General features: G+C 62.6%; 27 protein-coding genes. 8 read left to right on the top strand and 19 right to left on the bottom strand.

The features are described 5' to 3' along the window. Nucleotides 1-242: 242 nt before the first annotated feature. The 3 genes from J4E08_RS06315 (at nucleotide 243) to serA (ending at nucleotide 3,880) form a co-directional block, all read left to right on the top strand. Entirely contained in the window at nucleotides 243-812 is a 570-nt protein-coding gene (locus J4E08_RS06315; protein ID WP_349537755.1) for a TetR/AcrR family transcriptional regulator, read from the top strand. Nucleotides 813-1,021: 209 nt separating this feature from the next. After that, nucleotides 1,022-2,176, top strand: a complete 1,155-nt coding sequence (locus J4E08_RS06320) for a phosphoserine transaminase (RefSeq protein WP_183962694.1) — start codon at nucleotides 1,022-1,024, stop codon at nucleotides 2,174-2,176. A gap of 105 nt (nucleotides 2,177-2,281) precedes the next feature. After that, on the top strand, nucleotides 2,282-3,880 hold the full coding sequence (serA, locus tag J4E08_RS06325) for a phosphoglycerate dehydrogenase (protein ID WP_349537756.1): 1,599 nt from the start codon (nucleotides 2,282-2,284) through the stop codon (nucleotides 3,878-3,880). Between the two features lie 62 nt (nucleotides 3,881-3,942). Here serA and J4E08_RS06330 read toward each other — a convergent pair whose 3' ends face one another. Next, nucleotides 3,943-4,311, bottom strand: coding sequence for a hypothetical protein (locus J4E08_RS06330; protein ID WP_349537757.1), 369 nt, complete (start codon nucleotides 4,309-4,311; stop codon nucleotides 3,943-3,945). A 139-nt stretch (nucleotides 4,312-4,450) separates the two neighbouring features. Between J4E08_RS06330 and J4E08_RS06335 the strand changes: the two genes are divergently transcribed. Next, a complete protein-coding gene (locus J4E08_RS06335) occupies nucleotides 4,451-5,179 on the top strand; it encodes a metallophosphoesterase family protein (protein WP_349537758.1) in 729 nt (242 codons plus the stop codon). On the opposite strand, the gene J4E08_RS06340 is transcribed toward J4E08_RS06335, so the two are convergent. Continuing rightward, on the bottom strand, nucleotides 5,156-6,928 hold the full coding sequence (locus tag J4E08_RS06340) for a SulP family inorganic anion transporter (RefSeq protein ID WP_349537759.1): 1,773 nt from the start codon (nucleotides 6,926-6,928) through the stop codon (nucleotides 5,156-5,158). The genes J4E08_RS06335 and J4E08_RS06340 overlap by 24 nt on opposite strands. Nucleotides 6,929-7,494: 566 nt before the next feature. Here J4E08_RS06340 and J4E08_RS06345 point away from each other — a divergent pair. Then, complete coding sequence (locus J4E08_RS06345; RefSeq protein ID WP_183962699.1) at nucleotides 7,495-7,929, top strand: universal stress protein; 435 nt, start codon at nucleotides 7,495-7,497, stop codon at nucleotides 7,927-7,929. 22 nt (nucleotides 7,930-7,951) lie between these two features. Continuing rightward, nucleotides 7,952-9,508, top strand: coding sequence for an alanine/glycine:cation symporter family protein (locus J4E08_RS06350; protein WP_502949246.1), 1,557 nt, complete (start codon nucleotides 7,952-7,954; stop codon nucleotides 9,506-9,508). Nucleotides 9,509-9,639: 131 nt separating this feature from the next. Here the strand turns inward: J4E08_RS06350 and J4E08_RS06355 are convergent, their stop codons facing one another. Next, entirely contained in the window at nucleotides 9,640-10,989 is a 1,350-nt protein-coding gene (locus tag J4E08_RS06355) for an aminotransferase class III-fold pyridoxal phosphate-dependent enzyme (protein WP_349537760.1), read from the bottom strand. A 318-nt stretch (nucleotides 10,990-11,307) separates the two neighbouring features. Between J4E08_RS06355 and J4E08_RS06360 the strand changes: the two genes are divergently transcribed. Beyond that, complete coding sequence (locus J4E08_RS06360) at nucleotides 11,308-12,672, top strand: sensor histidine kinase (protein ID WP_349537761.1); 1,365 nt, start codon at nucleotides 11,308-11,310, stop codon at nucleotides 12,670-12,672. 66 nt (nucleotides 12,673-12,738) lie between these two features. On the opposite strand, the gene rpmE is transcribed toward J4E08_RS06360, so the two are convergent. From rpmE to J4E08_RS06380, 4 genes are all read right to left on the bottom strand, one after another. After that, nucleotides 12,739-12,960, bottom strand: coding sequence for a 50S ribosomal protein L31 (gene rpmE / locus J4E08_RS06365; RefSeq protein ID WP_183962703.1), 222 nt, complete (start codon nucleotides 12,958-12,960; stop codon nucleotides 12,739-12,741). A gap of 12 nt (nucleotides 12,961-12,972) precedes the next feature. Continuing rightward, entirely contained in the window at nucleotides 12,973-13,356 is a 384-nt protein-coding gene (gene rplS / locus J4E08_RS06370; RefSeq protein ID WP_183962704.1) for a 50S ribosomal protein L19, read from the bottom strand. A 219-nt stretch (nucleotides 13,357-13,575) separates the two neighbouring features. Further along, nucleotides 13,576-14,562, bottom strand: a complete 987-nt coding sequence (locus J4E08_RS06375; protein WP_349537762.1) for a sensor histidine kinase — start codon at nucleotides 14,560-14,562, stop codon at nucleotides 13,576-13,578. 69 nt (nucleotides 14,563-14,631) lie between these two features. Continuing rightward, nucleotides 14,632-14,964, bottom strand: coding sequence for a hypothetical protein (locus J4E08_RS06380; protein ID WP_349537763.1), 333 nt, complete (start codon nucleotides 14,962-14,964; stop codon nucleotides 14,632-14,634). A 177-nt stretch (nucleotides 14,965-15,141) separates the two neighbouring features. Here J4E08_RS06380 and J4E08_RS06385 point away from each other — a divergent pair, with 177 nt between their 5' ends. After that, complete coding sequence (locus tag J4E08_RS06385) at nucleotides 15,142-16,071, top strand: YihY/virulence factor BrkB family protein (RefSeq protein WP_349537764.1); 930 nt, start codon at nucleotides 15,142-15,144, stop codon at nucleotides 16,069-16,071. Between the two features lie 3 nt (nucleotides 16,072-16,074). Here the strand turns inward: J4E08_RS06385 and J4E08_RS06390 are convergent, their stop codons facing one another. The 12 genes from J4E08_RS06390 to ffh form a co-directional block, all read right to left on the bottom strand. Next, nucleotides 16,075-16,533, bottom strand: coding sequence for a GNAT family N-acetyltransferase (locus tag J4E08_RS06390; protein WP_349537765.1), 459 nt, complete (start codon nucleotides 16,531-16,533; stop codon nucleotides 16,075-16,077). Continuing rightward, the gene (trmD, locus tag J4E08_RS06395) at nucleotides 16,526-17,323 is read right to left on the bottom strand and encodes a tRNA (guanosine(37)-N1)-methyltransferase TrmD (RefSeq protein WP_349537766.1); all 798 of its coding nucleotides are present in this window, start codon (nucleotides 17,321-17,323) and stop codon (nucleotides 16,526-16,528) included. Before trmD ends, J4E08_RS06390 begins: the two co-directional genes overlap by 8 nt. Nucleotides 17,324-17,375: 52 nt before the next feature. Further along, the gene (locus J4E08_RS06400) at nucleotides 17,376-18,509 is read right to left on the bottom strand and encodes a hypothetical protein (RefSeq protein WP_349537767.1); all 1,134 of its coding nucleotides are present in this window, start codon (nucleotides 18,507-18,509) and stop codon (nucleotides 17,376-17,378) included. A gap of 198 nt (nucleotides 18,510-18,707) precedes the next feature. Beyond that, entirely contained in the window at nucleotides 18,708-19,211 is a 504-nt protein-coding gene (rimM, locus tag J4E08_RS06405) for a ribosome maturation factor RimM (protein ID WP_349537977.1), read from the bottom strand. A 393-nt stretch (nucleotides 19,212-19,604) separates the two neighbouring features. After that, a complete protein-coding gene (gene rpsP, locus J4E08_RS06410) occupies nucleotides 19,605-19,970 on the bottom strand; it encodes a 30S ribosomal protein S16 (protein ID WP_183962712.1) in 366 nt (121 codons plus the stop codon). A 56-nt stretch (nucleotides 19,971-20,026) separates the two neighbouring features. Next, the gene (locus J4E08_RS06415) at nucleotides 20,027-20,332 is read right to left on the bottom strand and encodes a chorismate mutase (protein WP_246429215.1); all 306 of its coding nucleotides are present in this window, start codon (nucleotides 20,330-20,332) and stop codon (nucleotides 20,027-20,029) included. Continuing rightward, a complete protein-coding gene (locus J4E08_RS06420) occupies nucleotides 20,325-20,927 on the bottom strand; it encodes a GNAT family N-acetyltransferase (RefSeq protein WP_246429216.1) in 603 nt (200 codons plus the stop codon). The genes J4E08_RS06415 and J4E08_RS06420 overlap by 8 nt, the downstream gene beginning before the upstream one ends. Continuing rightward, nucleotides 20,924-21,523, bottom strand: a complete 600-nt coding sequence (locus tag J4E08_RS06425; protein WP_349537768.1) for a GNAT family N-acetyltransferase — start codon at nucleotides 21,521-21,523, stop codon at nucleotides 20,924-20,926. Before J4E08_RS06425 ends, J4E08_RS06420 begins: the two co-directional genes overlap by 4 nt. Then, nucleotides 21,520-22,029, bottom strand: coding sequence for a GNAT family N-acetyltransferase (locus J4E08_RS06430; RefSeq protein WP_183962714.1), 510 nt, complete (start codon nucleotides 22,027-22,029; stop codon nucleotides 21,520-21,522). Before J4E08_RS06430 ends, J4E08_RS06425 begins: the two co-directional genes overlap by 4 nt. Next, nucleotides 22,026-22,556, bottom strand: a complete 531-nt coding sequence (locus J4E08_RS06435) for a GNAT family N-acetyltransferase (protein WP_349537769.1) — start codon at nucleotides 22,554-22,556, stop codon at nucleotides 22,026-22,028. The genes J4E08_RS06430 and J4E08_RS06435 overlap by 4 nt, the downstream gene beginning before the upstream one ends. Next, complete coding sequence (locus tag J4E08_RS06440) at nucleotides 22,553-23,080, bottom strand: GNAT family N-acetyltransferase (RefSeq protein ID WP_349537770.1); 528 nt, start codon at nucleotides 23,078-23,080, stop codon at nucleotides 22,553-22,555. Before J4E08_RS06440 ends, J4E08_RS06435 begins: the two co-directional genes overlap by 4 nt. Nucleotides 23,081-23,173: 93 nt before the next feature. Next, complete coding sequence (ffh, locus tag J4E08_RS06445) at nucleotides 23,174-24,691, bottom strand: signal recognition particle protein (RefSeq protein ID WP_349537771.1); 1,518 nt, start codon at nucleotides 24,689-24,691, stop codon at nucleotides 23,174-23,176. Between the last annotated feature and the right edge of the window lie 189 nt (nucleotides 24,692-24,880).

Genomic DNA, 24,880 nt, shown 5'->3' on the forward strand with positions numbered 1-24,880 from the left:
GTGCCCGTGGGGAGGACGCCGTCAATGCCACCACAGGACCGCGCCGCGCGCTTGGTGTGCACCGTGTTTGAGGTCGATCCCGCATCACAGCATCCGGGAAGGGCTTTGGACAGGATCGCCGGCATGGGTCGCCTTGGCGTCTGTGATGCAACGGACACGGCGCGGCATGGGCGAACCGTGGCGCCGAAACGCCGCATGTGCCGCACTCTCGACGCTGCGCTTTTCGACGAAAAGGCTCCCTGATGGGACGCGGTTTGGCGCGCGATCACGCGGAAAAGCGCGACATCCTGCGCCGGGGGGCGGCGGACTACTTTGCACAAAACGGCTTTGATCGCGCCTCGATGGCGGGGGCGGCCAAGGTTTGTGGTGTGTCCAAGGCGCTGATCTATCATTACTACGACAGCAAGGAGGCGCTGCTTGCCGATATTCTCGCCACGCATTTTCACTGCGTCGTCGAACGGGCCGAACGCACCGCCTCCAATGGCCTGCGCAGCCTGATGGCCACCCTGCTCGACGCCTTCGAGGATGCGGATGCCGAGCACAAGCTGCTGCTCGAAGCCCTCTCCACCCTGCCTGACGATCTGCAGGAGCCGATCCTGTCACACCAGCGCACGCTGGTCCGTTTGATGTCCGGCGCGTTGCAACAGCAGCGGCCCGACCTGACCGGCGACCGCCTGCGCGCTGCGACCATGACCGTCTTTGGCATCATCAACTGGGTCTACACCTGGCACCGTCCGGACAAGGGGCTCAGCCGGGCGGAGTTCGCCGACCTCGCCGCCGACTTTGCCGAAGGTGGGCTGAGGAACCTCTAGCCGCGGCCCATTTGCGAAAGCAGGCGAGGGGCAGGCGGCGTGCGGAAATTTCCGATGCACTCCATCCGCGCAGCGTAAAAATCAAATACGACACCTTCGGGCCAGAACGCGACAACTTCGCGCTTGCTGCGCCTCATCGACTCGCATAGAGGCATCGGTGGGACACCCTTCCCCAACGAAGGGCATCTATCTGGAAGGTTAGCTCAGCTATGGCTACGAATACTCCGGTCACGCGGCCGAAAAACGCGCGTTTTTCTTCTGGCCCCTGTGCCAAGATCCCCACATTCACGCTGGACAAGCTGTCCGATGCTGCGCTTGGTCGGTCGCACCGCGCCGCCGTCGGCAAGGACAAGCTGAAGGATGCCATCGAAGGCACCCGTGAAATCCTGGGCATCCCCGCAGATTACAAGATTGGCATCGTGCCCGCGTCCGACACCGGCGCGGTCGAGATGGCCATGTGGTCCATGCTTGGCGCTCGCAAGGCGACCATGGTGGCATGGGAATCCTTCGGCGCTGGCTGGGTCACTGACGTGGTCAAGCAGCTCAAGATCGACGCCTCCGTGCTCGAAGCGCCCTATGGCGAGATCGTCGACATGGCCGCCATCGACTACAACACGGACGTTGTCTTTACCTGGAACGGCACCACGTCCGGTGTGCGCGTTGCCAATGGCGACGTGATCCCGGCGGACCGCGAAGGTCTGACCATTTGTGACGCCACATCCGCCGCCTTCGCGCAGGATCTGCCGTGGGACAAGCTGGATGTGACCACCTTCTCCTGGCAGAAGGTCATGGGCGGCGAAGCCGCGCACGGGATGATCGTTTTGTCCCCGCGTGCGGTCGAACGTCTCGAAACCTACACCCCCGCCTGGCCGCTGCCGAAGATCTTCCGCATGACCAAAGGCGGCAAGCTGATCGACGGAATCTTCAAGGGTGAGACCATCAACACCCCGTCCATGCTGGCGGTCGAGGATTACCTCGTGGCGCTGGACTGGGCGCGCTCCGTCGGTGGCCTCAAGGGTCTGATGAAGCGCGCGGACACCAACGCCAAGGTGATCTGGGACTTCTGTGACGAACACGACTGGATCGAAAACCTCGCCGTTGATCCGGCGACGCGCTCGAACACCTCCGTCTGCCTGAAGTTCACCGATGACCGCATCAAGGATGGCGCCGCGTTTGCAAAGGCCGTGGCCAAGAAGCTCGACGCGGAAAATGCGGCATACGACATCGGCGCGTATCGCGATGCCCCGGCGGGCCTGCGCATCTGGTGTGGCGCAACAATCGAGGACAGCGACCTTCAGGCCCTGACGCTCTGGATCAAGTGGGCGTTCGAGGCCTGCCTCGAAGCGCAGTCCGAAGCCGCGTAAGCGTCTGGTGCGCCCGTCGCGGCGCACCTCTCCCCTCCCAAGAACACAGTCCGGTACGCCATTCCGCGCACCGCCCGCTCCCCCTATATCCAAAGGACCAGACACATGGCTCCCAAAGTTCTCGTTTCCGACAAACTCTCCGAAACCGCCGTCCAGATCTTTCGTGATCGTGGCATCGAGGTCGATTTCATGCCCGATCTGGGCAAGGACAAGGACAAGCTGGCCGAAATCATCGGCAAGTACGACGGCCTCGCCATCCGCTCCAACACCAAGGTCACGCCCTCGCTGCTGGAGCACGCCGACAACCTGAAAGTCGTTGGCCGCGCCGGCATCGGCACCGACAACGTGGACAAAGAAGCGTCGTCGAAGAAGGGCGTGATCGTCATGAACACGCCGTTCGGCAACATGATCACCACCGCGGAGCACGCCATTGCGATGATGTTCGCCGTGGCCCGCCAGATCCCGGAGGCCAGCGCATCGACCCATGCGGGCAAGTGGGAAAAGTCCAAGTTCATGGGTGTCGAGCTGACCGGCAAGACGCTGGGCGTCATCGGCGCGGGCAACATCGGTGGCATCGTCTGCGACCGTGCGCGCGGCCTGAAGATGAAGGTCGTGGCCTATGACCCCTTCCTGTCCGAAGAGAAGGCCGAGAAGATGCAGGTCGAAAAGGTCGAGCTGGACGAGCTGCTCAAGCGCGCCGACTTTATCACGCTGCACGTGCCGCTGACCGATGGCACGCGCAACATCCTGTCCAAGGAAAACATCGCGAAGACCAAGAAGGGCGTGCGCATCATCAACTGTGCCCGCGGCGGTCTGGTGGACGAAGAGGCCCTGGCAGAGGCGCTGAAATCCGGCCATGTGGCTGGCGCGGCCTTTGACGTCTTCGCCGAAGAGCCGGCCAAGGAAAACGTCCTGTTCGGTTTGCCGAACGTGGTCTGCACACCGCACCTTGGCGCGTCGACCACCGAGGCACAGGAAAACGTGGCGCTTCAGGTGGCCGAGCAGATGTCCAACTACCTGCTGACCGGTGCCGTAGAAAACGCGCTGAACATGCCGTCCGTGACCGCGCAGGAAGCCAAGGTCATGGGCCCGTGGATCGACCTTGCCGGACACCTCGGCAACTTCATCGGTCAGATGTCCGATCAGGAGCCGATCAAGGCGATCAACATCCTGTACGATGGCGAAGCCGCGACCATGAACCTCGAAGCGTTGAACTGTTCGCTCATCGCCGGCATCATGAAGTCGGTGAACCCGGACGTGAACATGGTCTCCGCGCCGCTGATCGCCAAGGAGCGTGGCATCAAGATCGCCACCACCAACCAAGCGCAATCCGGTGCCTTCGAGGGCTACGTCAAGGTGACCGTCGTGACAGCCACCAAGGAGCGGTCCATCGCCGGCACCGTGTTCTCGGATGGCAAGCCGCGCTTCATCCAGATCAAGGGCATCAACATCGACGCCGAAGTGGGCCGTCACATGGTGTACACCACGAACGAAGACGTGCCGGGCATCATCGGCACGCTGGGCAACACCTGTGGCTCGAACGGCGTGAACATTGCGAACTTTACCCTGGGCCGGGCGAGCGCCAAGGGCGAAGCCATCGCGCTGCTCTACATCGACGACGCGATGCCGCAGAAAGCGATCGACGCGCTTAAGGCCACCGGCATGTTCAAGCAGGTGAAACCGCTGGAATTCGACGTCGCCTGATTGGCGCAGTCTGGAACGACGAAATGCGGGCGGCCTTCGGGTCGCCCGTTTTCATGTGCGCCTTACGCGGTGTTGCGTGAACGGATCACCACCAACAAGAACACCGCCATGGATAAAAACGTCAGGACCGATCCGATCTTGGCCACTGCGGCGCCGTTGTCGGTCAGGGCCATGACGATGCCGGGGATGATGATCACCACGCCCGCAAGCGCGATGGCGAAATGCACCCATGCAAGCCGCCCTCTGGCCAGCGGCACCATTTGGTAAAACCCGGCAAAGATGGCAAAGCCGACCCAGCCCAGCAGGTTCAGGTGGGCGTGCGCAATGGACAAAGAGTGGTCATCGGTGGCCGACATCTGAATGCCCCATCCCATGCCCAGCAGGGCGGACACCACGGCGAGCAGCATGAATGCGAGTGAAATTCCTCTCATGACAGGGTCCTTTCGGTAAATGATTGCTAATAAACAAAGAGCGAAACGACTCTCAGAATGTCAGCTTCCGCCAATCTGACAAGAATTTCTTGGTCGCGGTGATATGGTCGGCCTTGCGCCTGCGTGCTAGATCACCGGCATGACGCAAAAACTCTACGCCATGGGCGACATTCACGGGCAGCGCGAGATGCTGGAAGGCGCCTTGTCGCTGATCGAAGCAGACGGTGGGCGTGATGCGCGCATCGTGTTTCTGGGCGACTACGTTGATCGGGGTCCGGATTCCAAAGGCGTGATAGAGATCCTGGCGCAAGGGGTGGCCGAGGGCCGCAACTGGACCTGCATCAAGGGCAACCACGATCGCCTGTTTGAGTGGTTCGTGACCCCGCCCCATCCGCGCAATGATCCGCATCTGATCATCGGCTACGACTGGACGCACCCCAACATCGGCGGGCGCGAAACCATGCAATCCTATGGAATCGAGGTGCCAGAGCGCATCCGGTCTAAAGAATTGGCTGACGAGGTGCGCGCCAAGGTGCCGGATCATCATTTGACCTTCTTGAACGGTCTCAAGCTCTCGCACCGTGAGGCGGGCAAGTTCTTCGTTCATGCGGGCGTGCGTCCGGGTGTGCCGCTGGCAGATCAGGTCGAGGATGACATGGTCTGGATCCGCGACGAATTCCTGAAGGATACCCGCGATCACGGCGCACTGGTGGTGCATGGCCATACGCCGGTCGATGCGCCGGAGCTGCACGCCAACCGTCTGAACCTTGATACCGGCGCGGGCAAAGGACACCCGTTGTCCGTGGCCGTGTTCGAGGGCGAAGAAATCTCAATCCTCAGGGAGTCAGGCCGCGTTCGCCTCGGCTGACGGGCCATCATCGCCCGGCGCAGGGCTGAGCGCCTTCCACGCCTGATACTGCGACAAGAAGACCTGGCCGCTGAGATCCTCCAGCAGGTGCGACCGTATCAGGCGGTCCATCACCGGTCCTTTGACCTCTGACAGGTGCAGCAGGATGCCCATGTCGGACAACCGGCGGTTCAGCTCTTCCAGCGTGTGAAGCGCGGACATGTCGACCTCGTTCACGGCGGCGCAGTGCAGCACCACATGTTTGATCGGCTGATCACAGGTGACGCGGTTGAGCACGTAGTCCTCCAGAAACCGGGCGTTGGCGAAATACAGGCTTTCGTCCACGCGCAGCGTCACAAGATGCGGACGGGTTTCCACGTCGTGCCGCAGGATGTTGCGGAAATGCTGCGTGTCCGGCACCAGCCCGACCTCGGCCACATGCGGGCGCGACGTCTGGTACAGGTGCAACCCGATGGAGATCAGAACACCGGCGGAGACGCCGACTTCCACCCCCATGACCAGCGTCAGAAAGATCGTCGCGGCCACGGCGGCAAAGTCCATGCGCGAATAGCCCCAGGCCTTGGACAAGATCGACAGATCCACCAGCGACAGCACGGCGACGATGATCGTCGCGGCCAGGGTCGCAATGGGCAGGAAGTACAGCAGCGGGGTCAGAAGCAGCGCGGCCAACCCAATGCCCACGGCGGTATAGGCCCCGGCGGCGGGCGTTTCGGCCCCGGCGTCAAAGTTCACCACGGATCGCGCAAAGCCGCCCGTCACCGGATAGCCGCCGGTCAGCGCAGAGCCGATGTTGGCCGCGCCAAGGCCGATAAGCTCCTGATCGGGAACGATGCGCTGACGCCTTTTCGCGGCAAGGGTTTGCCCCACGGACACCGATTCAACAAACCCGATGATGGAAATCAGGATCGCCGGCAGCAGGAGCTGCCCCCACAGCGTCCCGTTGAGCGAAGGCAGGGTGATCGGTGGCAGGCCCATGGGCACCTCGCCGACGATCTTCACCCCATGTTCATTCAGGCTAAAGGCCCATGTGACCAGGATGGTCGCGGCAACGGCGGCCACGGGTCCGGCCTTCGCCATGATATCGGCCGTGCGCGGGGCCAGCCCCTTGGAGATCAGCAGCGGCTTCAGCCCCTTGCGCACCCAGAACAGGAACGCGGTGATCGTTGCGCCAATAACAAGTGTGATGACATTGGTCTGGCCGATGTTGGACAGCAGCGCGCCCACCGTATCTATCAGGTTGTGACCGGAGGCCTGCACGCCAAGGACATGCTTTAACTGCGAGGTCGCGATCAGGATGCCCGAGGCGGTGATGAATCCGGCAATCACGGGATGCGACAGGAAATTTGCCACAAAGCCCAACCGCAAAACGCCCATCGCCAGCAGGAAGACGCCGGATATGAACGCCAGTGTCCCGGCGGCCAAAGCGATCTGCACCGGGTCGGTCAGCCCCAGATTGCCGATGGCCGCGGCAGTCATCAGCGACACAACGGCCACCGGCCCCACGGCCAGCGCGCGCGAGGTGCCAAAAAGCGCGTAGGCAAACAGCGGCAGGATTGACGCATAGAGCCCCATCTCCGCCGGCAGGCCCGCCAGCAGCGCATAGGCCAACGACTGAGGGATCAGCATGATGGTCACGATCACTGCTGCCACCATGTCAGATGTCACCTGCTCCCGCGTATAGGCGCGGCCCCAGGTGAGGATCGGCATGTATTGCGTAAAGGTGCGGGCGGACATCCGGGGAAGTTTCATTGAAGTGTCCTGCTATATGACGCGAAAGGTCGGCTTTGTCTTCATATACATTCTAAAAATAGAATTTGAAAGGTGCACGGCCTGAATTTTCCGCCAAACCTGTTGGTGAAGGCCCCGACACCTTGCGCCCTGGCGGTCGTGGCGACAACGGCAAAGGAAGTTTGGTCCGCGCCTTGGTCATCGGAGCAGGTGCAGGGGATCAATCGATATCCGGCGCCCGCGATGTAGGGGAAGGGCTCGACGGTGATCTGAGCCGAGCCAGTGATATCGCCATGTGTCTGTCAAAGTTCCAATGCGCGTCCCTGCGGTCCGGGGAATCGGTCACGGATCAGCCGGTCAGATTGGCGATTTTGGCCAGATGAAGCGTACTCCCGCTATGATTGTTGACGCAAGAATCCGCCGACGGTCCTAACAAACCGCTAACATACGCGCCGAATGCACGGTTTGGCATGACGTATTTGGCGAAATTAAAGGCTGATGCGCCGGATTCCGTAAATTCGCCTGCTCGGTGTGCGATAGTTTGTCACAATTGAATAACGAGTAAAAAATCAGGGGAGTGACACAACATGTCCGACAAATTTATCGTCGGCTTCGATGGCAGTGAACCAGCACAACGTGCGCTGGAATTTGCCACGGGCCGGGCCGCCGCCCAAGGGGGCAGCGTGCTGATTGCCCATGTTCTTGAGTGGTCGCCTTATTCGTTCCTCACCCCCAACGAGTTGGAGGAGCGCCACGCCCGCCGCAAGGACGAGATGGCCCGCGCCGAAAGCGCCATTCTCACCCCCGCCAAAAAGCAGGTCGCGGCGGCCGGGATCGAGGTCGAAACAGTGATCCGCTATGGCCACATCGCGGAAACGCTCTCCAAACTGGCAAAGACAGAAGGTGCCACGCAATTGGTGCTGGGCCGCGACGGCCAGTCGAGTTTCGGCAGCCGGGTGTTCGGCTCTGTCGCGGGCTCACTGGTCCAGATTTCACCGGTGCCCTGCACGATCGTCCCCTGACGCCAAGCCAAAGGAAATTGCAATGACACGACTTTTCACACGGGTCGCGCTGGCGGCCATGGCGTTCATGGCGCTGGCCCACGGCGCGCAGGCGCAGGATGCGGTCGGCATCGACCAAAAGGTCAACGAGATCTTTGCCGGGGCGACCGGCTGGTTCGTCAACGGGATCTTCAGCCCCATCCCGGGAACGAGCTTTCCCTGGATCGTGGGCTGGCTGGTGGCCGCGGCGACGATCTTTACCATCTACTTCGGCTTCATCCAGTTCCGCGCCTTTCCGCATTCCATCGCGCTGGTGAAAGGTGACTACTCCGACCCCAACGACGCGGGCGAGGTCAGCCACTTTCAGGCGCTGGCGACCGCGCTTTCGGGCACGGTGGGCCTGGGCAACATCGCGGGTGTGGCTGTGGCCGTTGGCATCGGGGGGCCGGGGGCGACCTTCTGGATGATCCTTGCGGGCCTGATGGGCATGGCGTCGAAGTTCACGGAATGCACGCTCGCGGTGAAATACCGCAACGAGTACCCTGATGGCACCGTCTCCGGCGGCCCGATGTATTACATGGTCAAAGGCTTTGCGGAGCGCTCATTGCCGGGGGGCAAGTTCCTTGCGGTGATGTTCTCGATCTTCTGCATCCTGGGCAGCCTCGGCGGCGGCAACATGTTCCAGTCGAACCAGGCGCACCAGGCGCTGACCGGCGTGCTGGGCGAGTATCCCGGCTGGATCACGGGCGTGATCTTTGCGGTGATCGTGTTCATCGTCATCGTTGGTGGCCTGAAATCCATCGCCAGCGTGACCGAAAAGGTCGTGCCTCTGATGGCGGTGATCTATGTGGGCACAGCACTGATCATCCTGATCATGAACGCCAACATGATTGGCTGGGCCTTTGGCCAGATCTTTGCCGGGGCGTTTACCGGTCTGGGTGTGGCGGGCGGCTTTGTCGGGGCGCTGATCCAGGGGTTCAAACGGGCGGCGTTCTCCAACGAGGCGGGCGTCGGGTCTGCCGCCATCGCCCACTCTGCCGTGCGCACCAAGGAGCCGATCACCGAAGGTTTCGTGTCACTGTTGGAGCCCTTCATCGACACGGTCGTGATCTGCACGATGACGGCGCTGGTCATCATCATCACGCAGCAGTTGATGGTGGATGAGGCGACCGGCCTGTACATGCTGAACGAGGCGGGCACAGCCATCGCCACGGTCGACGGCAACACCGGTGTCAGCCTGACGGCCGCGGCCTTTGGTGCGACCTTCAGCTGGTTCCCGACGGTTCTGGCCATCGCGGTGATCCTGTTCGCCTTTTCCACCATGATTTCATGGTCTTACTACGGTCTGAAGGCGTGGACTTTCCTGTTCGGCGAAGGCAAGGCCAAGGAGCTGACGTTCAAGATCATCTTCTGCCTCTTCGTTGTCATCGGCGCGGCGGCGAGCCTTGGCCCGGTGATCGACTTCTCCGACGCGGCGATCTTTGCCATGGCGGTGGTGAACATCTTTGGCCTGTATTTCCTGATGCCCGTCGTGAAGCGGGAGCTGTCGAGCTACCAGTCGCGGCTGAAATCAGGCGAGATCCGCAAATTCACCGAGTGATCTTGGCGTAATGCAAAGGGAGGGGGGCCGCCGCATCAAGCGACGGCCCCTTTGTATTCGGGCACCTGAGGAGCCCCATGGGGCTCTGCCCCGAACCCCGAAGTATTTCTGAAAGCAAGGAAGCGTAACGCTCAGGCCTTCGCGAAGCCCGCGTCCAGGGCCGTCAGGATGGTGTCGATTTCGGCCTTGGAAATGGTCAACGGGGGCGACATCAGGATGTTGTGGCCGCTGGCGCGGACCATGGCGCCCGCATCGTACGTGGCGTCGTGGATGCGTTTGACGGTGGCGGCGTCGAGAGGAGTTTTCTTGGCGCGGTCAGACACCAGTTCCAGCCCGCTCATGAGCCCGTGTCCGCCGCGCACATCCCCGATGAGGCCGTGCTTTTCGGACAAGCGCCGCAGACCGTCGTAAAGCTGGGTGCCGCGTTCGGCCGCGTTGTCATGCAGGTTCAGGCGCAGCGTCTCCGACAGGCAGGCGGTGACGGCGGCGGCGCCCACGGGATGGGCGGAATAGGTGTAGCCGTGGCTGATCGTACCGTCTGCGGTGCTGCCCTCGAACACCTCCGCCACTTTGCCGGACATCAGCGCCGCGCCAACGGGGAAGTAGCCGGAGGTGATGCCTTTGGCCGTGCTCATCATGTCCGGTTTCACCCCCCAATGCCGCGCGCCGGACCAATCGCCCGAGCGGCCAAAGCCGGTGATGACCTCGTCAGAGATCAACAGGATGCCGTGACGGTCGCAGATCTCGCGCATCATGGGCATGAAGCTCTGGTCCGGGACCAGCACGCCACCCGCGCCGAGGATCGGCTCCATGATCAGGGCGGCGATGGTGTTGGCCCCCTGAAAGGCAATCTCGTCCTCGAAGGCCTGCGCAATCAGCTGCGCCAGCTGCGCCGGGTCGGTTTCGTTGAACGGGTTGCGGTAGGGGTAGGGCGCTGGCAGGTGGAAACAGCCGGGCAGCAGCGGTTCGTAGTTTACGCGGAACCGATTGTTGCCATTGACCGACGCGCCGCCGAAATGTGTGCCGTGATAGCCCTTTTTCAACGAGATGAACTTGGTCCGCGTCGGCTCCCCCCGCAGGCGATGGTATTGTCGTGACAGACGCAGGCAGGTTTCCACACTGTCTGACCCGCCGGAGGTAAAGAAGACGCGCTCCATCCCATCGTCGGCAAAAAATTCCTGGACGGCATGGGCGGCCTCGATTGCGGGCGGGTTCGTTGTCCCGGCAAAGGCGGAGTAATACGGCAGATCATAGAGCTGCTTGGCGATGGCTTCCTTGACCACGTCATTGGAATAGCCAAGGTTCACGCACCACAGGCCGCCGACCGCATCCACCACGCTATGGCCGTCGATGTCGGTGATATTGACGCCTTCGGCCCCGGTGATGATGCGCGGCGGATGTGCCTGTGCCTCGCCTGGGTGGGCCATGGGGTGCCAAAGCTGGCGGGCGTTGTGTTCCTTGAGAAAGTTCTCGTCCTTCATGGCGCGACTCCGTGACGACTGATGCCTGAATTTGATCAAAATTAGCCACCGACCCATGCTGATGTCCAGCGAAAGCAACCGGGTGGCGCATTTGCAAGGTGTACGGAATGCCGCCGCACCAAGGCGATTGATGCATTTCAGGTGAACATTCGCAAACCGTTCTCCCTCAGGATGTTACTGCTCATTAACCAACTTCCGACATTGCGAGATCGCTGGATGCTGGACTAGGTTTAGGGGCGCGCGGCTTCGATCTTAGCGTGATATTCACCATATTGCGGCCGTGCCGGGCCGCATCACTCGACAGGAGACAGCTTTGCGATGATGCCGCAGGACGCCCGCCAGGACATGCAACTGCTTCATGAAGTGGAGTATGGCGTCCCGCAGGAGCTGATCATGCGCCTTGTGGGGATCTGCATCGGCGCTGTCATGATGTATATCTACGATGCAAGCCTGTTGCCGGTGGCGTGGTGTCTTGGCTACCTGGTGTCCCATGCGGTGCACTATCGCTTTGTCACGTCGCGGCTGGATCAGGCGGAACCCCACGATCTGGTGACGGCGGGGGTGCTGTATCTGGTGGTCGTGGTGAGCTTCATGTGGTTGCCATCCTACTACGCCATGCAGCATGAACCGATCCATCTTTACATCGGGACGGTGCTCATTGCCTCGACGATGGTGTACCAGATCCGGCGCGGTGACCGGCACCTGTGGCTGAGTTGGGCGCAAATCTTGATCTTTGCGGTGATGGTCACGGTGGTTATGGCCAGTCACTTGCACGATTTCACCAGGCCGATCGAATGGATCGGAGCCATATTCGTCACCTGCGCGGGGTTTGTCTACGTGGGGCTGGCGATGCTCTATGCGCGCAAATCTCGGCTGGAGACGGAAGAGGCGGCGCAGCGGCTGGCGCAGGATCAGAAGATGTCCGCCATCGGCCGGTTGGCCGGGGGGGTGGCGCATGATTTCAACAACATGCTGACCGTGGTGAAAGGCAATCTGGAACTGTACCATCTGCTCGACGACCCGCAGGATCGCGCGGATGCCATCCACGAGGCCCAGATGGCGGCGGAACGGGCAGAGGAGGTCGTGCATCACCTGTTGGTCTACGCGCGCAAGGCGCCGATGCGGCCGCGGGTGATGGATGCCAACGAGGCGGTGGTCAAGACCATGACGCTGATCCGGACCATGGTGCCCGAGGGGATCGAGAAACGGGTGGACCGTTGGCACCACCGCTTGCCGATGGAGGTGGACGACGGGCAATTTGCGACCGCGCTGCTGAACTTGGTAAAGAATTCCGTGGATGCGATGAGCGGGCAGGGGACGCTGTTGGTCAAGTTGTCGCTCGAAAATGTCGGGGAGGAGCGTCTCTTGGCCAGCGGAGCGCGTTTGGCACCCGGTAAATACGTGGCGATCTGCGTGCGCGACAGCGGCAGTGGAATTCCGCCGGAGATTCTCGCCCGCGTGTCCGAACCGTTCTTTACCACCAAGCCGACGGGCAAGGGCACCGGTCTGGGTCTGTCGATGGTGGCGGGCTTTTTGCAATCGGCGGGCGGCGGGTTGTGCGTGCGCAGCGATACGGCGGGCACCGCAGTGACCATGCTTATTCCCGCGCGCGAAATCCAGGGTGCGCCACTCCCGGACACGAAGGCCGCCGCGTTGCCCGATAATTCAGGTATCGCCCCATAACGAGCGGACAAACGCAAAATGCCGCCCCAAAGGAGCGGCATTTCGACAAATCGAATGGTCGTTCGATCAGAAGCCGAGGCCTTCGTACTTCTTCTTGAACTTGGAGACGCGGCCACCCTGGTCGAGCATACGGCCCGTGCCGCCGGTCCATGCCGGGTGCGCGGTGGGGTCGATGTCGAGAACGAGCGTGTCGCCCTCTTTGCCCCATGTGGTGCGCGTCTGGAACTCTGTCCCGTCGGTCATTTTGACGGTGACGAGGTGGTATGCGGGGTGCAGATCCTTTTTCATCTCGTCAGGTCCTTACGCTTTTGCGCCCTTGGGGGCTTTGTAGTTGGTGTTCTCGACGATACGAGCCGACTTACCGCGGCGCGAACGCAGGTAGTACATCTTCGCACGACGGACACGGCCGCGACGCACGACGGTGATGGATTCGATGTTGGTGGAGTACAGCGGGAAAACGCGCTCCACACCTTCACCGAAGGAAATCTTGCGAACGGTGAATGCGCCCGCGATGCCCTTGCCATGCTTACGAGAGATGCAGACACCCTCGTAGTTCTGAACACGGGTGCGCGTGCCTTCAGTCACCTTGTAGCCGACGCGAATGGTGTCGCCAGCTTTGAAGTCGGGGATCTCTTTCCCCAGCGCAGCGATTTGCTCCGCTTCGAGTTCTGCGATCAGGTCCATCTGATCTCTCCTTCATGTTACGCGCGGTTTGCCCACGGAAATGTCTGGTAAGCGATTGATCCGCATCGGATTTCAGCCGGCCAGCTATTGGTTTGTTGCCGCGGTCCGCAGGAAACAGGACCGCTAAATCCAAAGGCCCCGAGTCGCCTCGAAGCCTTTGGATGCGCTCTCTTACGCGCCAAACCCTCATGTTTCAAGGGCTTTGAAAGGGCAGGCCCCTCAGTCGCGTTTGATGGGAAAGGTCACGGACACGGTGCTGCCGCCTTCGGGGCGTGTCCGGCTGTCCCGCGTCCCGCCAAGGTCGCCGATAAAGGCCGTGATCAGCCGGTGGCCAAGGCCGGAGCCTTCCCGGCTGGCGCCGCCGTTGCCATTGTCGTGCACATCCAGACGCGCGGTGCCCTCTGCCGCACTGAGGGCCACGGTGATTTCGCCATTTTGGTCGGGGGCAAAGGCGTGTTTCACGCAGTTGGTCACCAATTCGTTGACCACAAGACCCACGTTCACCGCCTGATGGCTGTTCAGAAGGATCGGCTCGACCTCGGTTGTGATGCTCAGTCGACCATGGTCCTCGACGCTGTTGCGCAAGGCGTGGATGATGGAGGTCAGATAGTCGTCCATTTGAATGGCATCGATTGTCTGATCCGTGTGCATCGCCGCATATAGCTGTGCCACCGCAGAGATCCGCGCCCGCACCCGATCCAACGCCTCTTTGGCCTCTGGCCCGGCGGAGCGCGCCTCCATCTTTGTAATCGACGAAATCACGGCAAGGCTGTTCTTCACCCGGTGGCCAAGTTCCTGAAACAGCTGCTGCGATTGCTCCAGCGCATGTTCCCGAGCCTCATCCGCCAGCTTTCGGGCGGTGATGTCGCGGAACATGATATACAGCTGCCCGTGTTTCTCTGCCGGGCTGGCCTGAACCTCGAACCAGCGTTTCATGACGGGGGAGTGGTTTTCAAACCGCAGGGTTTCGCGCCCCAATCCGACACGTGCGTAATAGTCGATCCAGCTGCGTTCCAGCTCGGGCACCATTTCCAACGCGGTCCGCCCTGTGGCATTCTTGAGACCGGTGAACTCCGCGAACAGATCATTGATGCGAAGGAACCGGTAATCGACGGGGTTGCCATCGGGATCTGTGATGATCTCGGCAAGACAAAGACCGTCTCCGGTCATGCGTGTAATGGCGTTGAATGGGATCTGGCTATACATCACAGTTACATCGTTGAGTGGTGCTCAATTTTCACGAGTTGTGGGTGATTTGCAAGCGGTTACGCGGTACTAGTGCTGCGCGCACCGGCTGAGCGTGACGCCATTCATGGTTTGGGCATTCAGATGCATGGTGATGACCACTGTAACGTCAGGGTTGCCCTGCGCATAGGCCAGGATCTCGGAACACTCGCCCAGCCCATTGTCTGCCTCCACCAGGAATTCCAGCGGGCCGGACGTCTCTGACGCGAGGGTGACTGCCAGCGTCTCAGGGGCCTCGACCTCTTGGGGCAGTACGGCAAAGGTGGACAACTCAGCCCCGGAAAACCGATATTCCACCGTGTGTTCCCAAGCGATGGCAGGCAACGGCAGGACAAGCATCAGGCAAAGGATCGGCGCGCGCATCGGGGTCCCCCCTCCGGGTTGGATTTCAGAGGTGTTGCAGAGCCGCCCGCCTCTGCCAAGCGCTTTAGCGCAAACTCGGCTGACAAGGGCGCGCGGAACGAAAGCCGTCTGGTTCAAGTTGACGTTAGAAGACGTTGCAACGTGCCTGAGGCAGGCATCCAAACACATGAGGCCACGATGAGCGACACCGCGAAAAGACCGACCCGTCTGGGGTTCAGCGGCTGGAAGTCCGTCGCCTTTCGGGTGAAGGACGCCATTGACCGCGACCACGTCGGGCTGGTGGCGGCCGGGGTGGCGTTCTACGGCCTTTTGGCGATCTTTCCCGCCATCGCGGCCGTCATGGCCATCGGGGGCCTGTTCATTGCACCCGATGAAGTTGCCGCTCAGTTGGACCAGGTGGCCGCCTTGCTGCCGCAGCGCGCCGCAGAGATCATCACCGAACAGGCCGCCTCCGTCGCCGGAACCGAAAGCGGCGGCCTCGGGCTGACCGCCTTGATCGGTATCGGCCTTGCACTTTGGTCGGCCTCACGGGGGGTCTCCACCTTGGTGGAAGGGCTGAATATCGTTTACGAAGAAACCGACGAGCGCGGCTTCATCAAAGGCAAACTGGTCACTCTGGCGCTGACGGCGATGCTGGTGATCGGCCTTGTGGCGGGCTTGGGCGCGGTGCTGGTGCTGCCCAGTCTGCTGGCGATTTTCCCCCTGGGAGCCGGCACCGAAGCGGTCGTCGGGCTGATCCGCTGGGCGCTGCTGTTCGCCATGACCGTTCTGGGGGCTGCGGTGCTTTATCGCTATGGTCCCGATCGCCGATCGCCGCGCTGGTCGTGGACCCTGCCGGGCGCGGTATTGGCAAGCGTGCTGTGGGTGATCGGCTCGGCGCTTTTCGCGCTATATGCGGCAAATTTCGGCAGCTATCAGGAAACCTTCGGTTCGCTCGCGGGCGCCGTGGTGATGCTGTTCTGGTTGTGGATCTCCGCCTGGGTGATCCTGCTGGGCGCAGAGCTGAACGCCGAGCTGGAGGCCCAGGTCCGCCCCGACACCACAACCGGCCAGCCGCGCCCCGTGGGCAAACGCAACGCGGTCAAGGCCGATCAGGTCAAGGGCTGACGCTCACAGCACCCGCTTGAATCCCGCGTGCGAACGAGCAAAGCCGAGGCTCTCGTAAAACCGATGCGCATCGTGCCGCGTCTTGTGAGAGGTCAGCTGCACCATGCGGCAACCGCGCGCCTGTGCCGCCTCGATCGCCCAGGTCATCATCTGCCGCCCAAGGCCCTGCCCCCTCAGATCAGAGGCCACGCGCACCGCCTCGATCTGCGCGCGCCACGCCCCCTGATGCGACAGGCCGGGCAGGTAGGACAGCTGGAACGTCCCGACCACGCGCCCGTCCGCCTCTGCGACCATCAGGTGCTGGTTCTCATCCCGCGCGATCGCGTTGAAGGCATCGATGTATCCCGCATCGACTGTCTCCCCGACCAGCTCGCGCGTCTGGCCCAGCGTATCATCGGCGAGCAGCGCCAGGATCACGCCGATGTCCGTGACCCGCGCGGGGCGGATCAGCAGATCAGTCATTCTTGCGCGCCTGAAAGGCATCCCACAGGTCGGGGCGGCGGTCGCGGGTCAGCGCCTCTGCCTGTGCGCGCCGCCACTTGGCGATCTCGCCGTGGTTGCCGGACAGCAGCACGTCGGGCACCTTCTCCCCCGCCCAGTCGCTGGGCCGGGTGTACTGCGGATGTTCCAGAAGACCGTGGGAGAAGCTCTCCTCCTCCGTGGACTCCGCGTTGCCCAGAACGCCGGGCAGCAGGCGCACCGTTGCGTCCAGCAACACCTGTGCAGGCAGCTCACCGCCCGTCAGGACGTAATCGCCCATCGACACTTCGGTGATGTCGTAACGGTCGATCACCCGCTGATCGAGCCCCTCGAACCGGCCGCAAATCAGCGTCGCGCCGGGCCGTTGTGCCAGATCGCGCGCCATGCCTTGGGTAAACGGGCGCCCGCGCGGGCTGAGATAGATCAGCGGCGCCGCGCGATTCTGCGTGGCGCGCGCGGTTTCGATCGCGGCGGCCATCACATCGGGGCGCAACACCATCCCGGCACCGCCGCCGGTGGGCGTGTCATCGACATTGCGATGCTTGCCCTCGCCAAAGCTGCGCAGCGGCACGGTCTGCAACTGCCACAGCCCGTCTTTCAGCGCTTTGCCGGTCAGGGACATGCCCAGAATGCCGGGAAAGGCTTCGGGGAACAGGGTGATGACCTGGGCCCGCCACGCGCGGGCCAGATCGGGCGCAGGTTCCATCAGGTCGCGCGGCGTAAGGCTCGGGCGGATGGTCTTGCGGCCATGTGATTTCGTGGGCGTCGACATGGCGTTGCCTTAGCCCGAGCCATGGCCGGGGGGCAAGCGGCCAATGCGTGTGTCAGACGGGTGTGTCCATCTGCGTGGCGGGCTCAGTCGCGGGATCGAAATAATCTTTGCGCTTCGGCGGTGCCACCATGCGCCCCTGACGCAAATTCCAGCCGGGACGCATCCGGGCAGGGCGGCCCTGACGCGGCAGGAACGCGCCATGCGGACGCGGCCAGTCGCTGCGGGTCAGCGACGCGACCTGTTGCAGGGCCTCTTCCGTGCGACTGCTCGCCGCGTTCAAGGCATCCGAGGCGTCCAACTCCAGCAGCCCATCGCGGTAATACCCCGCGTTCCAGCGTTCGATCAGGGTGCGGATCTCGCAGAGGTAGGCCGAATCGCCTCGCTGTGCGGCGGCCACCAGCGTGCCATCCGTGACGATGTGCGCCAGATAGGTCGCCACAGTCGTCTGGTCGCAGGCAGCGTGCCGCAAACACCACAAGGCGGCCTCTCGTTGCTGTGGATCGGTCGAATCGTGGTGCAGAACCACATGGTGCCACAGGTCCACGTCCGCGGGGCCAAGGGCCTGCAGGCTGTCAATCAGCCGCCATGTCGTCTGATCGTTGATCTGGCGCGTCCACAGCCCTTGTGTCGCAACGAATAGTCGATTGCAGCGGTCCCACTCGGCACGAATAAGGGCCATTTGATCAATCTCGTCGCGCAGGCTCAGGACGCTGTCGGGGCGTCGAAAATACTGCGCCAGCCGTCCGGCTTCCCCCGGCGTTGAGGTCAGGAGGCGCTCCAGCATGTACAGGGTGGCAAGGCGGGTTTCCGTCGCCTCCGACAGCGTCATCGGCTGCCAGGCCTGTATCACGCGCAACAGGGTCCATGCGACGGCCTGCTCGCGGGTGGACGGACCGGGTTCCAGTGTTTGCGCTGCTTCCAAGGCACTCGCGACTGCGCTGCGTTGCCGTGTTTCCGAAGGCAGGTCACTGGGCATGCCGCGCAGGGGCATCATCTTCGTCAGGGGGAGGGGACGCTTTTTGGCTTTGGGATAGGTCAACGCTGCAAATACTGCCGCCACACCGCCAAATGTGGCCAACACGGCGGTGGGCAGGTGCACGCTATAGCCCACGGCAATCACCACTGCGGCAAGTGCAGGGACCAGAACCAGGCTGGAGAGCAGCTGTCTGTGCGACGTCCTATCCACTATAACACTCTCATAAATTGCGACTCGATTAATGGCAAAACTGTACGAAAAGAATGGCGGGAAGTAGACGCGTTCACCGGTTTATTAGGTTAATTTGGACGGTTGATTGCACAATCCTGCCTGCATTCTAAAATTGTATTCAATAACGCGACAAAAATGACGGCGAAATCGCGACACGCGATTCCGTGACGATCAACGTCAGTCCAAAAGACCCTCGGGCGGGTCGGCCACCAGACGCCCGCTTGCCAGGTCGACCGTCGGCACACAGGCCATCGTAAAGGGCAACAGAACGGTACGAGATTCACCGGGGCGGATGACCTCCAGCAAATCAGAGGCGCCGTGGTTCAGCACGGCCCGCACCTGACCAAGCTCAACACCACCGGTGTCAAAGACGCTCAGACCGATCAGGTCAGCGTGGTAATATTCGTCATCGGGCAGCGAGGGCAGGCGGTCGCGCGGCGCATACAGGCGCACGCCCTTCAGCGCGTCGGCCTGTTCCTTGGTGCGGACACCGGTCAGTCGGGCGGAAAAGCCCTGCTTGATCTCGCGTGAGATTTCCAGATCGTAGCTCGTGCCGTTGTCGCCGCTCAGTGGCGCGTAATCGGCAATGGCCAGCGGGTCGGCGGTAAAGCTTTTCAGCCGCACTTCGCCGTGCACCCCAAAGGCCCCGGCAATTGCGCCAACGCAGATCTGATCGTCCATGTCATCCCCGTCGTGCATCGTTATGCCTTTCATTTCACGGAACAAAATCCGGACCGCATCCATTGGCCCCCAGATGTGTCACACAGCGCCTGCTGTTGTCCACGCTCATAGAACACGCCTACAGCAAAGGCGATGACGAACAGAATGGGAAGACGGATCAGGCGAAACATGGCCGCAGGTCTGCCACGGCACAGGCCGCTGCACCAGAGGGGCGATGCCCGCGCGTGGCTGATGGTCGACAAACCGCCGATTGCCTTCGCGGGATGCGGCTGCACGACCTCTCAAAATGTAGAAGCCCCGGCGGTCCGCGCGGACGCCGGGGCTAGGGCCTGCCCCCGGTGGGCGGGGGCACGCTGGGCACGGCCCCGCAAAATGGCGGGAACCGAACCGAACTCATTCCTCGGCGGGAGCTTCTTCCGCTGCGGCGGCCTTGGCGGCCTTCTCTTCTGCACGGTCCTGAGCTTTCTTGCCCGGAACGGCTTTCTTCGGGTTGTTGCGCTCTTTCTTCTCGATCACGCCAGCCGCTTCGAGGAAGCGGGACACGCGGTCGGTCGGCTGCGCGCCGTGGGACATCCAGTACTGGATGCGCTCGATGTCCATTTTCACGCGGTCTTCGGAATCTTTCGCCAGCAGCGGGTTGTAGGTGCCCAGCTTCTCGATGAAGCGGCCATCACGCGGCATGCGCGAGTCAGCTGCAACGATACGGTAGAAGGGGCGCTTCTTGGAACCACCACGGGCGAGACGGATTTTAACGGCCATTGTATTTCTCCTTGAACTGAATGGCAGGGCCGGACCGGGGTCCGGTTAGGTCTGGGTTAGGCTTGGTGTTCCTTATGGTGTCGGATCACCTCCTGAATGATGAAATTCAGGAATTTCTTGGCGAAATCCGGGTCGAGATCGGCCCGTTTCGCAAGGTCTTCGAGCCGCGCGATCTGATGCTCTTCGCGCGCAGGGTCGGAGGGCGGGAGGTCGTGGTCGGCTTTGAGCTTTCCAACGGCCTGCGTGTGCTTGAACCGCTCGCCCAGGGTGTAGACGAGGATCGCATCGAGGCGATCAATGGACTCGCGGTGTTCCTTGAGGATTTGCGCCGCGCGGGTAACGTCATTGGGTGCGTCAGTCAATTGCAAAGCCTTTCGGTTTGAACAGCGGGTCCTGGTAGTGGGCGATTTCCATGTCGATGCCGTGGCCGGTCTGGCCCTGCAACTGGGCCAGCGTCGGGTGCCGGTAAACCGCATCGCTGCCGTCGATGGAAGGCGCGTCGCGGTCCTTGACGCAGCCCAGCCGCTCGGCCAGTCGAATGGAATCGAGGTTCTTGGGGTCGATGTAGGACACCGCCGTGTCCCACCCCATGTCCTGATAGAAATGGCGGCGCACCCGGTCGGTGGCCTCCAGCGCGTAGCCCTTGCCGGCGCGGTCGGGCCAGATGATCCAGGCGATCTCCCGCTCCGGCCACTTTGCCGGGAACCATCCGCCGGCCATGCCGACGGTCTCGCTGGTCTCCTTCAGGTGGATCATCCACATGCCAAAGCCACGGATTTCCCAATGGCCGATCTCTGCGGCATAAAGCATCCAGGTCTCATAGGCGTTCAGCGGCCCGCCCATGAAGCGCGAGCGATAGGACGCGAAAGTCGCCTTGAAATCGGGGTAATCCTGCGGCTGCGGGGCCTTCAGCAGCAGCCGTTTGGTTTCCAGAACAGGGATGTTCACGATGCTCATGCGGCCCCCTGCGCGTGGCGCCAGATGTGCCGGTGGTCGGTCCCCAAGGCTGCCTCGGCCTGCGCGTCGCGACGTGCCCCGGCGCGCTTCATCAGGCGAATGCCGCGGTCGTCGTCAGGGGCGACAGAGCTGACCACGCTGTCCCAGTTCAGCGCCGAAAACGCATGGTCGCGCGCGGCCTCCAGCGCCTCCAAGGCGTAGCCCTGACCCTCTGCACCGGCGGACATGAACACACTCAGCTTCGGCTCCGGATCGTCCCAGCCATAGCCCAGCAGAACAAAGCCGGCGGTCGGCGTGGTGGCCGCGTCGATGGTCCACAGCCCGTGCCCGTGCAGCATCCAGCAAGCAACGTAATTGGTGAAGTCGTCCCAGGCGTCCTTGCGTGAATACGGTCCACCCCAAAACACCGCCCGATCCGACGTCAGGATATCGGCATAGGCCTTGAAGTCATAGACCCGCGGGCCGCGCAGTTGCAGCCGCCTGGTGTCCAGCACGGGCACCTTGCCGCCCATGCGGGCCGCCGTGCGCGCGGCGGGGCCGGGGCGGTGCTTTTCACAGGGGGCGTGTAGCGTGGGGCGCTTTGCGATCTCCGTCACTGCCGCGCCTCCGGGTGGCGCCACAGGTGCACGGGCCGCCCCAAGAGGGTGGTCTCGCGTTCCGGGACGGCACCGAGTTTCAGCACCACGCCCTGTGCCGCGCCGTTGTCCGGGTGCACAAAAGACGCCAGCCGGTTCAAACCGTGCGCTTCCCAGGCCCAAAGACGGGCGGCACGCATGGCCTCGGTGGCGTATCCCTTGCCCTCTTCGCCAGCGTCGAAGATGTGGCAGGTCAGTTCCGGTTCTTCCCACATCACGTGGTTCAGCAGACCGGTGCGCCCGATCACCTCGCCCTTGCGGGTGATGGTGAACATGCCGTAGCCGCGCAGCCCCCAATGGCCGAATTGCGACAGGAACCCACGCCACATGTCAAAGCGATCCGTACGCGGACCACCGACAAATTGCGCGCGCTGCGATGCCATGAACCGCGCCACTGCGTCGAAATCTTCTTCTTCCGGGGTGCGCAGCACCAGACGGTCGGTGGCGATCGAGATATGTGCCTTCATCCCAGCACCTCCTGCGCGGACGGATGCCGCCACAGCTCGTCTTCACCCATGTGTTCGTTGTGATAGGTGCGCTCGTACTGCGCGCCAAGCCGCGCGGCGAGCGCCTTGGACCGGGTGTTCGACGGCACGATGTTCGACGTCAGCGTCGTCATGCCAAGCTCGGTGTAGGCCCAGATGCGGGCGCGCTGGGCGGCCTCGTAGGCCAGACTGCGCCCCTCAAAGCCCTCGAAGACCACCCAACCCAATTCCGGTTCGGGCCAGGGCACGGGATTCCAGATCCCGGTGATGCCGCAGGGCTGGCCGCTGGAACGGTCAACGATGGTGAAATAGCCGTAGCCGTGCCAATGCCAGTGACCGACGTTCAGCGTGAACCAGCGCCACGCATCGCCCTGTGTGGGGGAGGTGCCAAAGCCCGCGCTGCGGATCGGGTCGCGCAGGAAGGTCATGACCGCATCGGCGTCGCCCTTCTCAGGGCCACGCAGCAGCAGGTTTTCGGTCTCCAGAACGGGCGCGGTCACAAGGCTCATGCGTAGGCCTCGGGGTTGCCATCATCGTCATCGGAGGGGTGACGCCAGACCTGCGCCGGACCGCCAAGCAAGGTGGTTTCCCGTTCGATCTGCGCGCCGAGCCGCTGCGCCACGCGCTGCGACGCGATGTTGTCGGGGTGAATATAAGAGATCAGCGGCCCCATGCGCAGGGTGCCATAGGCCCAGTCGCGCACGGCGGTGGCCGCCTCGGTCACGTATCCCTGTCCCTCGAAGCCGTCAAAAAGCTGCCAGCCCAGTTCAGGTTCGTCCCACGCCGGGTGCTCCACGATGCCCACGCGGCCCACAGGGGCGTCGTCGTGCAGCACTGTGAAATAGCCAAAGCCCTTCATCGTCCAATGCCCGGCGGAGGCCAGAAAGGCCCGCCACGCCGCATTTTCATCTTCCATCGGTCCGCCCACGTAGGCCGACCGCTCCGAGCACATGAAGGCGCGCACCGCAGGCCAATCAGCTTGCAGGGGCAGCCTGAGGGTCAGGCGCTCGGTATGGAGAACGGGTTTGGTCATGGTATCGGGGCTTGGGTGCCTGTGGTTGCTGCGGGATGCGTCCGACGAGAGTGTTTCGGAAGACTGAAAGCCGAGGGGCGCGGTTGCCGGTCCTTACTTCTTCTTGCCAAGACCGGAAAGGCCGGGGGGCAGGCCGCCCATGCCACCCATTCCCCCCATGCCGCCGGGCATTCCGCCTTTGGCGCCCATCTGCTTGGCTGCGGCTTCGAGGGCCTTGGGGTCCATCTGGGAGGGGTCCATGCCGGGAGGCATCCCGCCCTTGCCGAACATGCCCTTCATGGCCTGTTTCATCATGCCACCTTTGCCCATCTTGCCCATTTTCTTCATCATGTCGGACATCTGGCGCTGCATTTTCAGCAGCTTGTTCAGGTCGGAGACCTCCATGCCCGCACCGGCGGCGATGCGCTTTTTGCGGCTGGCCTGAAGCAGGGCAGGGTTGGCGCGCTCCTTCTTGGTCATGGACTGGATCAGCGCGATCTGGCGCTTGATCATCTTGTCGTCCATGTCGGCGCTGTCCATCTGCTTGGCCATCTTGCCCATGCCGGGCATCATTTCCATCATCCCGGCCATGCCGCCCATCTTGATCATCTGCTCAAGCTGGGTCTTGAGGTCGTTCATGTTGAACTGCCCCTTGGAGAAGCGCTTCATCATGCGCTCGGCCTGTTCGACCTCAAGCGTTTGCTGCGCCTTCTCGACCAGCGCCACGATGTCGCCCATGCCAAGGATACGGCCCGCCACGCGGTCCGGCTCGAAGGTTTCCAGCGCTTCCATCTTTTCGCCCAGGCCGACGAACTTGATCGGCTTGCCGGTGATGGCGCGCATGGACAGGGCGGCACCGCCGCGACCATCACCGTCCATCCGGGTCAGCACGACGCCGGTGATGCCGACGCGGTTGTCAAAGTTCTCGGCGGTGTGGACGGCATCCTGACCGGTCAGGCCGTCGACCACCAGCAGCGTCTCGCGCGGGTTGGCCACGTCGCGGACCGCTTCGACCTGGGTCATCAGCTCTTCGTCGATGGACAAACGGCCGGCGGTGTCGAGCAGGTAGACGTCATAGCCGCCCAGACCCGCCTGTGTCTTGGCGCGCTTGGCGATGGCGACAGGGTCCTCGCCCTTGACAATGGGCAGCGTGTCGACGCCGATCTGCGTGCCAAGGATCGCAAGCTGTTCCATCGCCGCCGGGCGGTTCACGTCGAGCGAGGCCATCAGGACCTTCTTGCCGTCGCGCTCTTTCAGGCGTTTGGCCAGCTTTGCAGTGGTCGTGGTCTTACCGCCACCTTGCAGACCGACCATCAGGATCGGCGCGGGCGGGTTGTCGATCTTCAGCTTGCCGGGGGTGTCATCCTCGCCCGACAGCACGGCGATCAGCTCGTCAAGGACGATCTTCACCACCTGCTGGCCGGGGCTGACCGACTTGGTCACCGCCGCGCCGGTGGCTTTCTTCTCGACGGCCTTGATGAACTGGCGCGCCACCGGCAGAGAGACGTCCGCCTCCAGCAGGGCCACGCGCACTTCCCGCAGGGCGGTCTTTACATCGTCTTCGGACAGGGCGCCCGCCTTGGTCAGCCGGTCGAACACGCCGCCAAGGCGTTCGGAGAGATTTTCGAACATGGGCTTTACGCCTTTCTTTCTGTCTCTGTTGGTCGCTCGTCTACGTAAGACGGCCGGACCGGCATCGCAAATGGGCAAAGCGGAAATGCCCCCGTGGGCGCAACGCGCTGACGGAGGGCGATCCCGGGCCATGCCCAAGGGACCGGAAGACTCAACGCTTCCGGGGTTGCGACTGCGGATAAGGGGAAA

Source organism: Sagittula sp. NFXS13 (genome assembly GCF_040148795.1).
Taxonomy (GTDB): Bacteria; Pseudomonadota; Alphaproteobacteria; order Rhodobacterales; family Rhodobacteraceae; genus Sagittula; species Sagittula marina.

Excerpts from the sequence above, each read along its gene's own strand:
- J4E08_RS06345 (WP_183962699.1), top strand. The coding sequence starts at position 7,495 with ATGTCCGACAAATTTATCGTCGGCTTCGATGGCAGTGAACCAGCACAA.
- J4E08_RS06335 (WP_349537758.1), top strand. The coding sequence starts at position 4,451 with ATGACGCAAAAACTCTACGCCATGGGCGACATTCACGGGCAGCGCGAG.
- J4E08_RS06350 (WP_502949246.1), top strand. The coding sequence starts at position 7,952 with ATGACACGACTTTTCACACGGGTCGCGCTGGCGGCCATGGCGTTCATG.
- J4E08_RS06440 (WP_349537770.1), bottom strand. The coding sequence starts at position 23,080 with ATGACCAAACCCGTTCTCCATACCGAGCGCCTGACCCTCAGGCTGCCC.
- J4E08_RS06385 (WP_349537764.1), top strand. The coding sequence starts at position 15,142 with ATGAGCGACACCGCGAAAAGACCGACCCGTCTGGGGTTCAGCGGCTGG.
- J4E08_RS06330 (WP_349537757.1), bottom strand. The coding sequence starts at position 4,311 with ATGAGAGGAATTTCACTCGCATTCATGCTGCTCGCCGTGGTGTCCGCC.
- J4E08_RS06435 (WP_349537769.1), bottom strand. The coding sequence starts at position 22,556 with ATGAGCCTTGTGACCGCGCCCGTTCTGGAGACCGAAAACCTGCTGCTG.
- serA (WP_349537756.1), top strand. The coding sequence starts at position 2,282 with ATGGCTCCCAAAGTTCTCGTTTCCGACAAACTCTCCGAAACCGCCGTC.
- trmD (WP_349537766.1), bottom strand. The coding sequence starts at position 17,323 with ATGTCGACGCCCACGAAATCACATGGCCGCAAGACCATCCGCCCGAGC.
- J4E08_RS06380 (WP_349537763.1), bottom strand. The coding sequence starts at position 14,964 with ATGCGCGCGCCGATCCTTTGCCTGATGCTTGTCCTGCCGTTGCCTGCC.
- J4E08_RS06375 (WP_349537762.1), bottom strand. The coding sequence starts at position 14,562 with ATGTATAGCCAGATCCCATTCAACGCCATTACACGCATGACCGGAGAC.
- rplS (WP_183962704.1), bottom strand. The coding sequence starts at position 13,356 with ATGGACCTGATCGCAGAACTCGAAGCGGAGCAAATCGCTGCGCTGGGG.
- J4E08_RS06355 (WP_349537760.1), bottom strand. The coding sequence starts at position 10,989 with ATGAAGGACGAGAACTTTCTCAAGGAACACAACGCCCGCCAGCTTTGG.
- J4E08_RS06390 (WP_349537765.1), bottom strand. The coding sequence starts at position 16,533 with ATGACTGATCTGCTGATCCGCCCCGCGCGGGTCACGGACATCGGCGTG.
- J4E08_RS06360 (WP_349537761.1), top strand. The coding sequence starts at position 11,308 with ATGATGCCGCAGGACGCCCGCCAGGACATGCAACTGCTTCATGAAGTG.
- J4E08_RS06315 (WP_349537755.1), top strand. The coding sequence starts at position 243 with ATGGGACGCGGTTTGGCGCGCGATCACGCGGAAAAGCGCGACATCCTG.
- rimM (WP_349537977.1), bottom strand. The coding sequence starts at position 19,211 with ATGGACGATCAGATCTGCGTTGGCGCAATTGCCGGGGCCTTTGGGGTG.
- J4E08_RS06420 (WP_246429216.1), bottom strand. The coding sequence starts at position 20,927 with ATGAGCATCGTGAACATCCCTGTTCTGGAAACCAAACGGCTGCTGCTG.
- rpsP (WP_183962712.1), bottom strand. The coding sequence starts at position 19,970 with ATGGCCGTTAAAATCCGTCTCGCCCGTGGTGGTTCCAAGAAGCGCCCC.
- J4E08_RS06320 (WP_183962694.1), top strand. The coding sequence starts at position 1,022 with ATGGCTACGAATACTCCGGTCACGCGGCCGAAAAACGCGCGTTTTTCT.
- J4E08_RS06430 (WP_183962714.1), bottom strand. The coding sequence starts at position 22,029 with ATGAAGGCACATATCTCGATCGCCACCGACCGTCTGGTGCTGCGCACC.
- rpmE (WP_183962703.1), bottom strand. The coding sequence starts at position 12,960 with ATGAAAAAGGATCTGCACCCCGCATACCACCTCGTCACCGTCAAAATG.
- J4E08_RS06340 (WP_349537759.1), bottom strand. The coding sequence starts at position 6,928 with ATGAAACTTCCCCGGATGTCCGCCCGCACCTTTACGCAATACATGCCG.
- ffh (WP_349537771.1), bottom strand. The coding sequence starts at position 24,691 with ATGTTCGAAAATCTCTCCGAACGCCTTGGCGGCGTGTTCGACCGGCTG.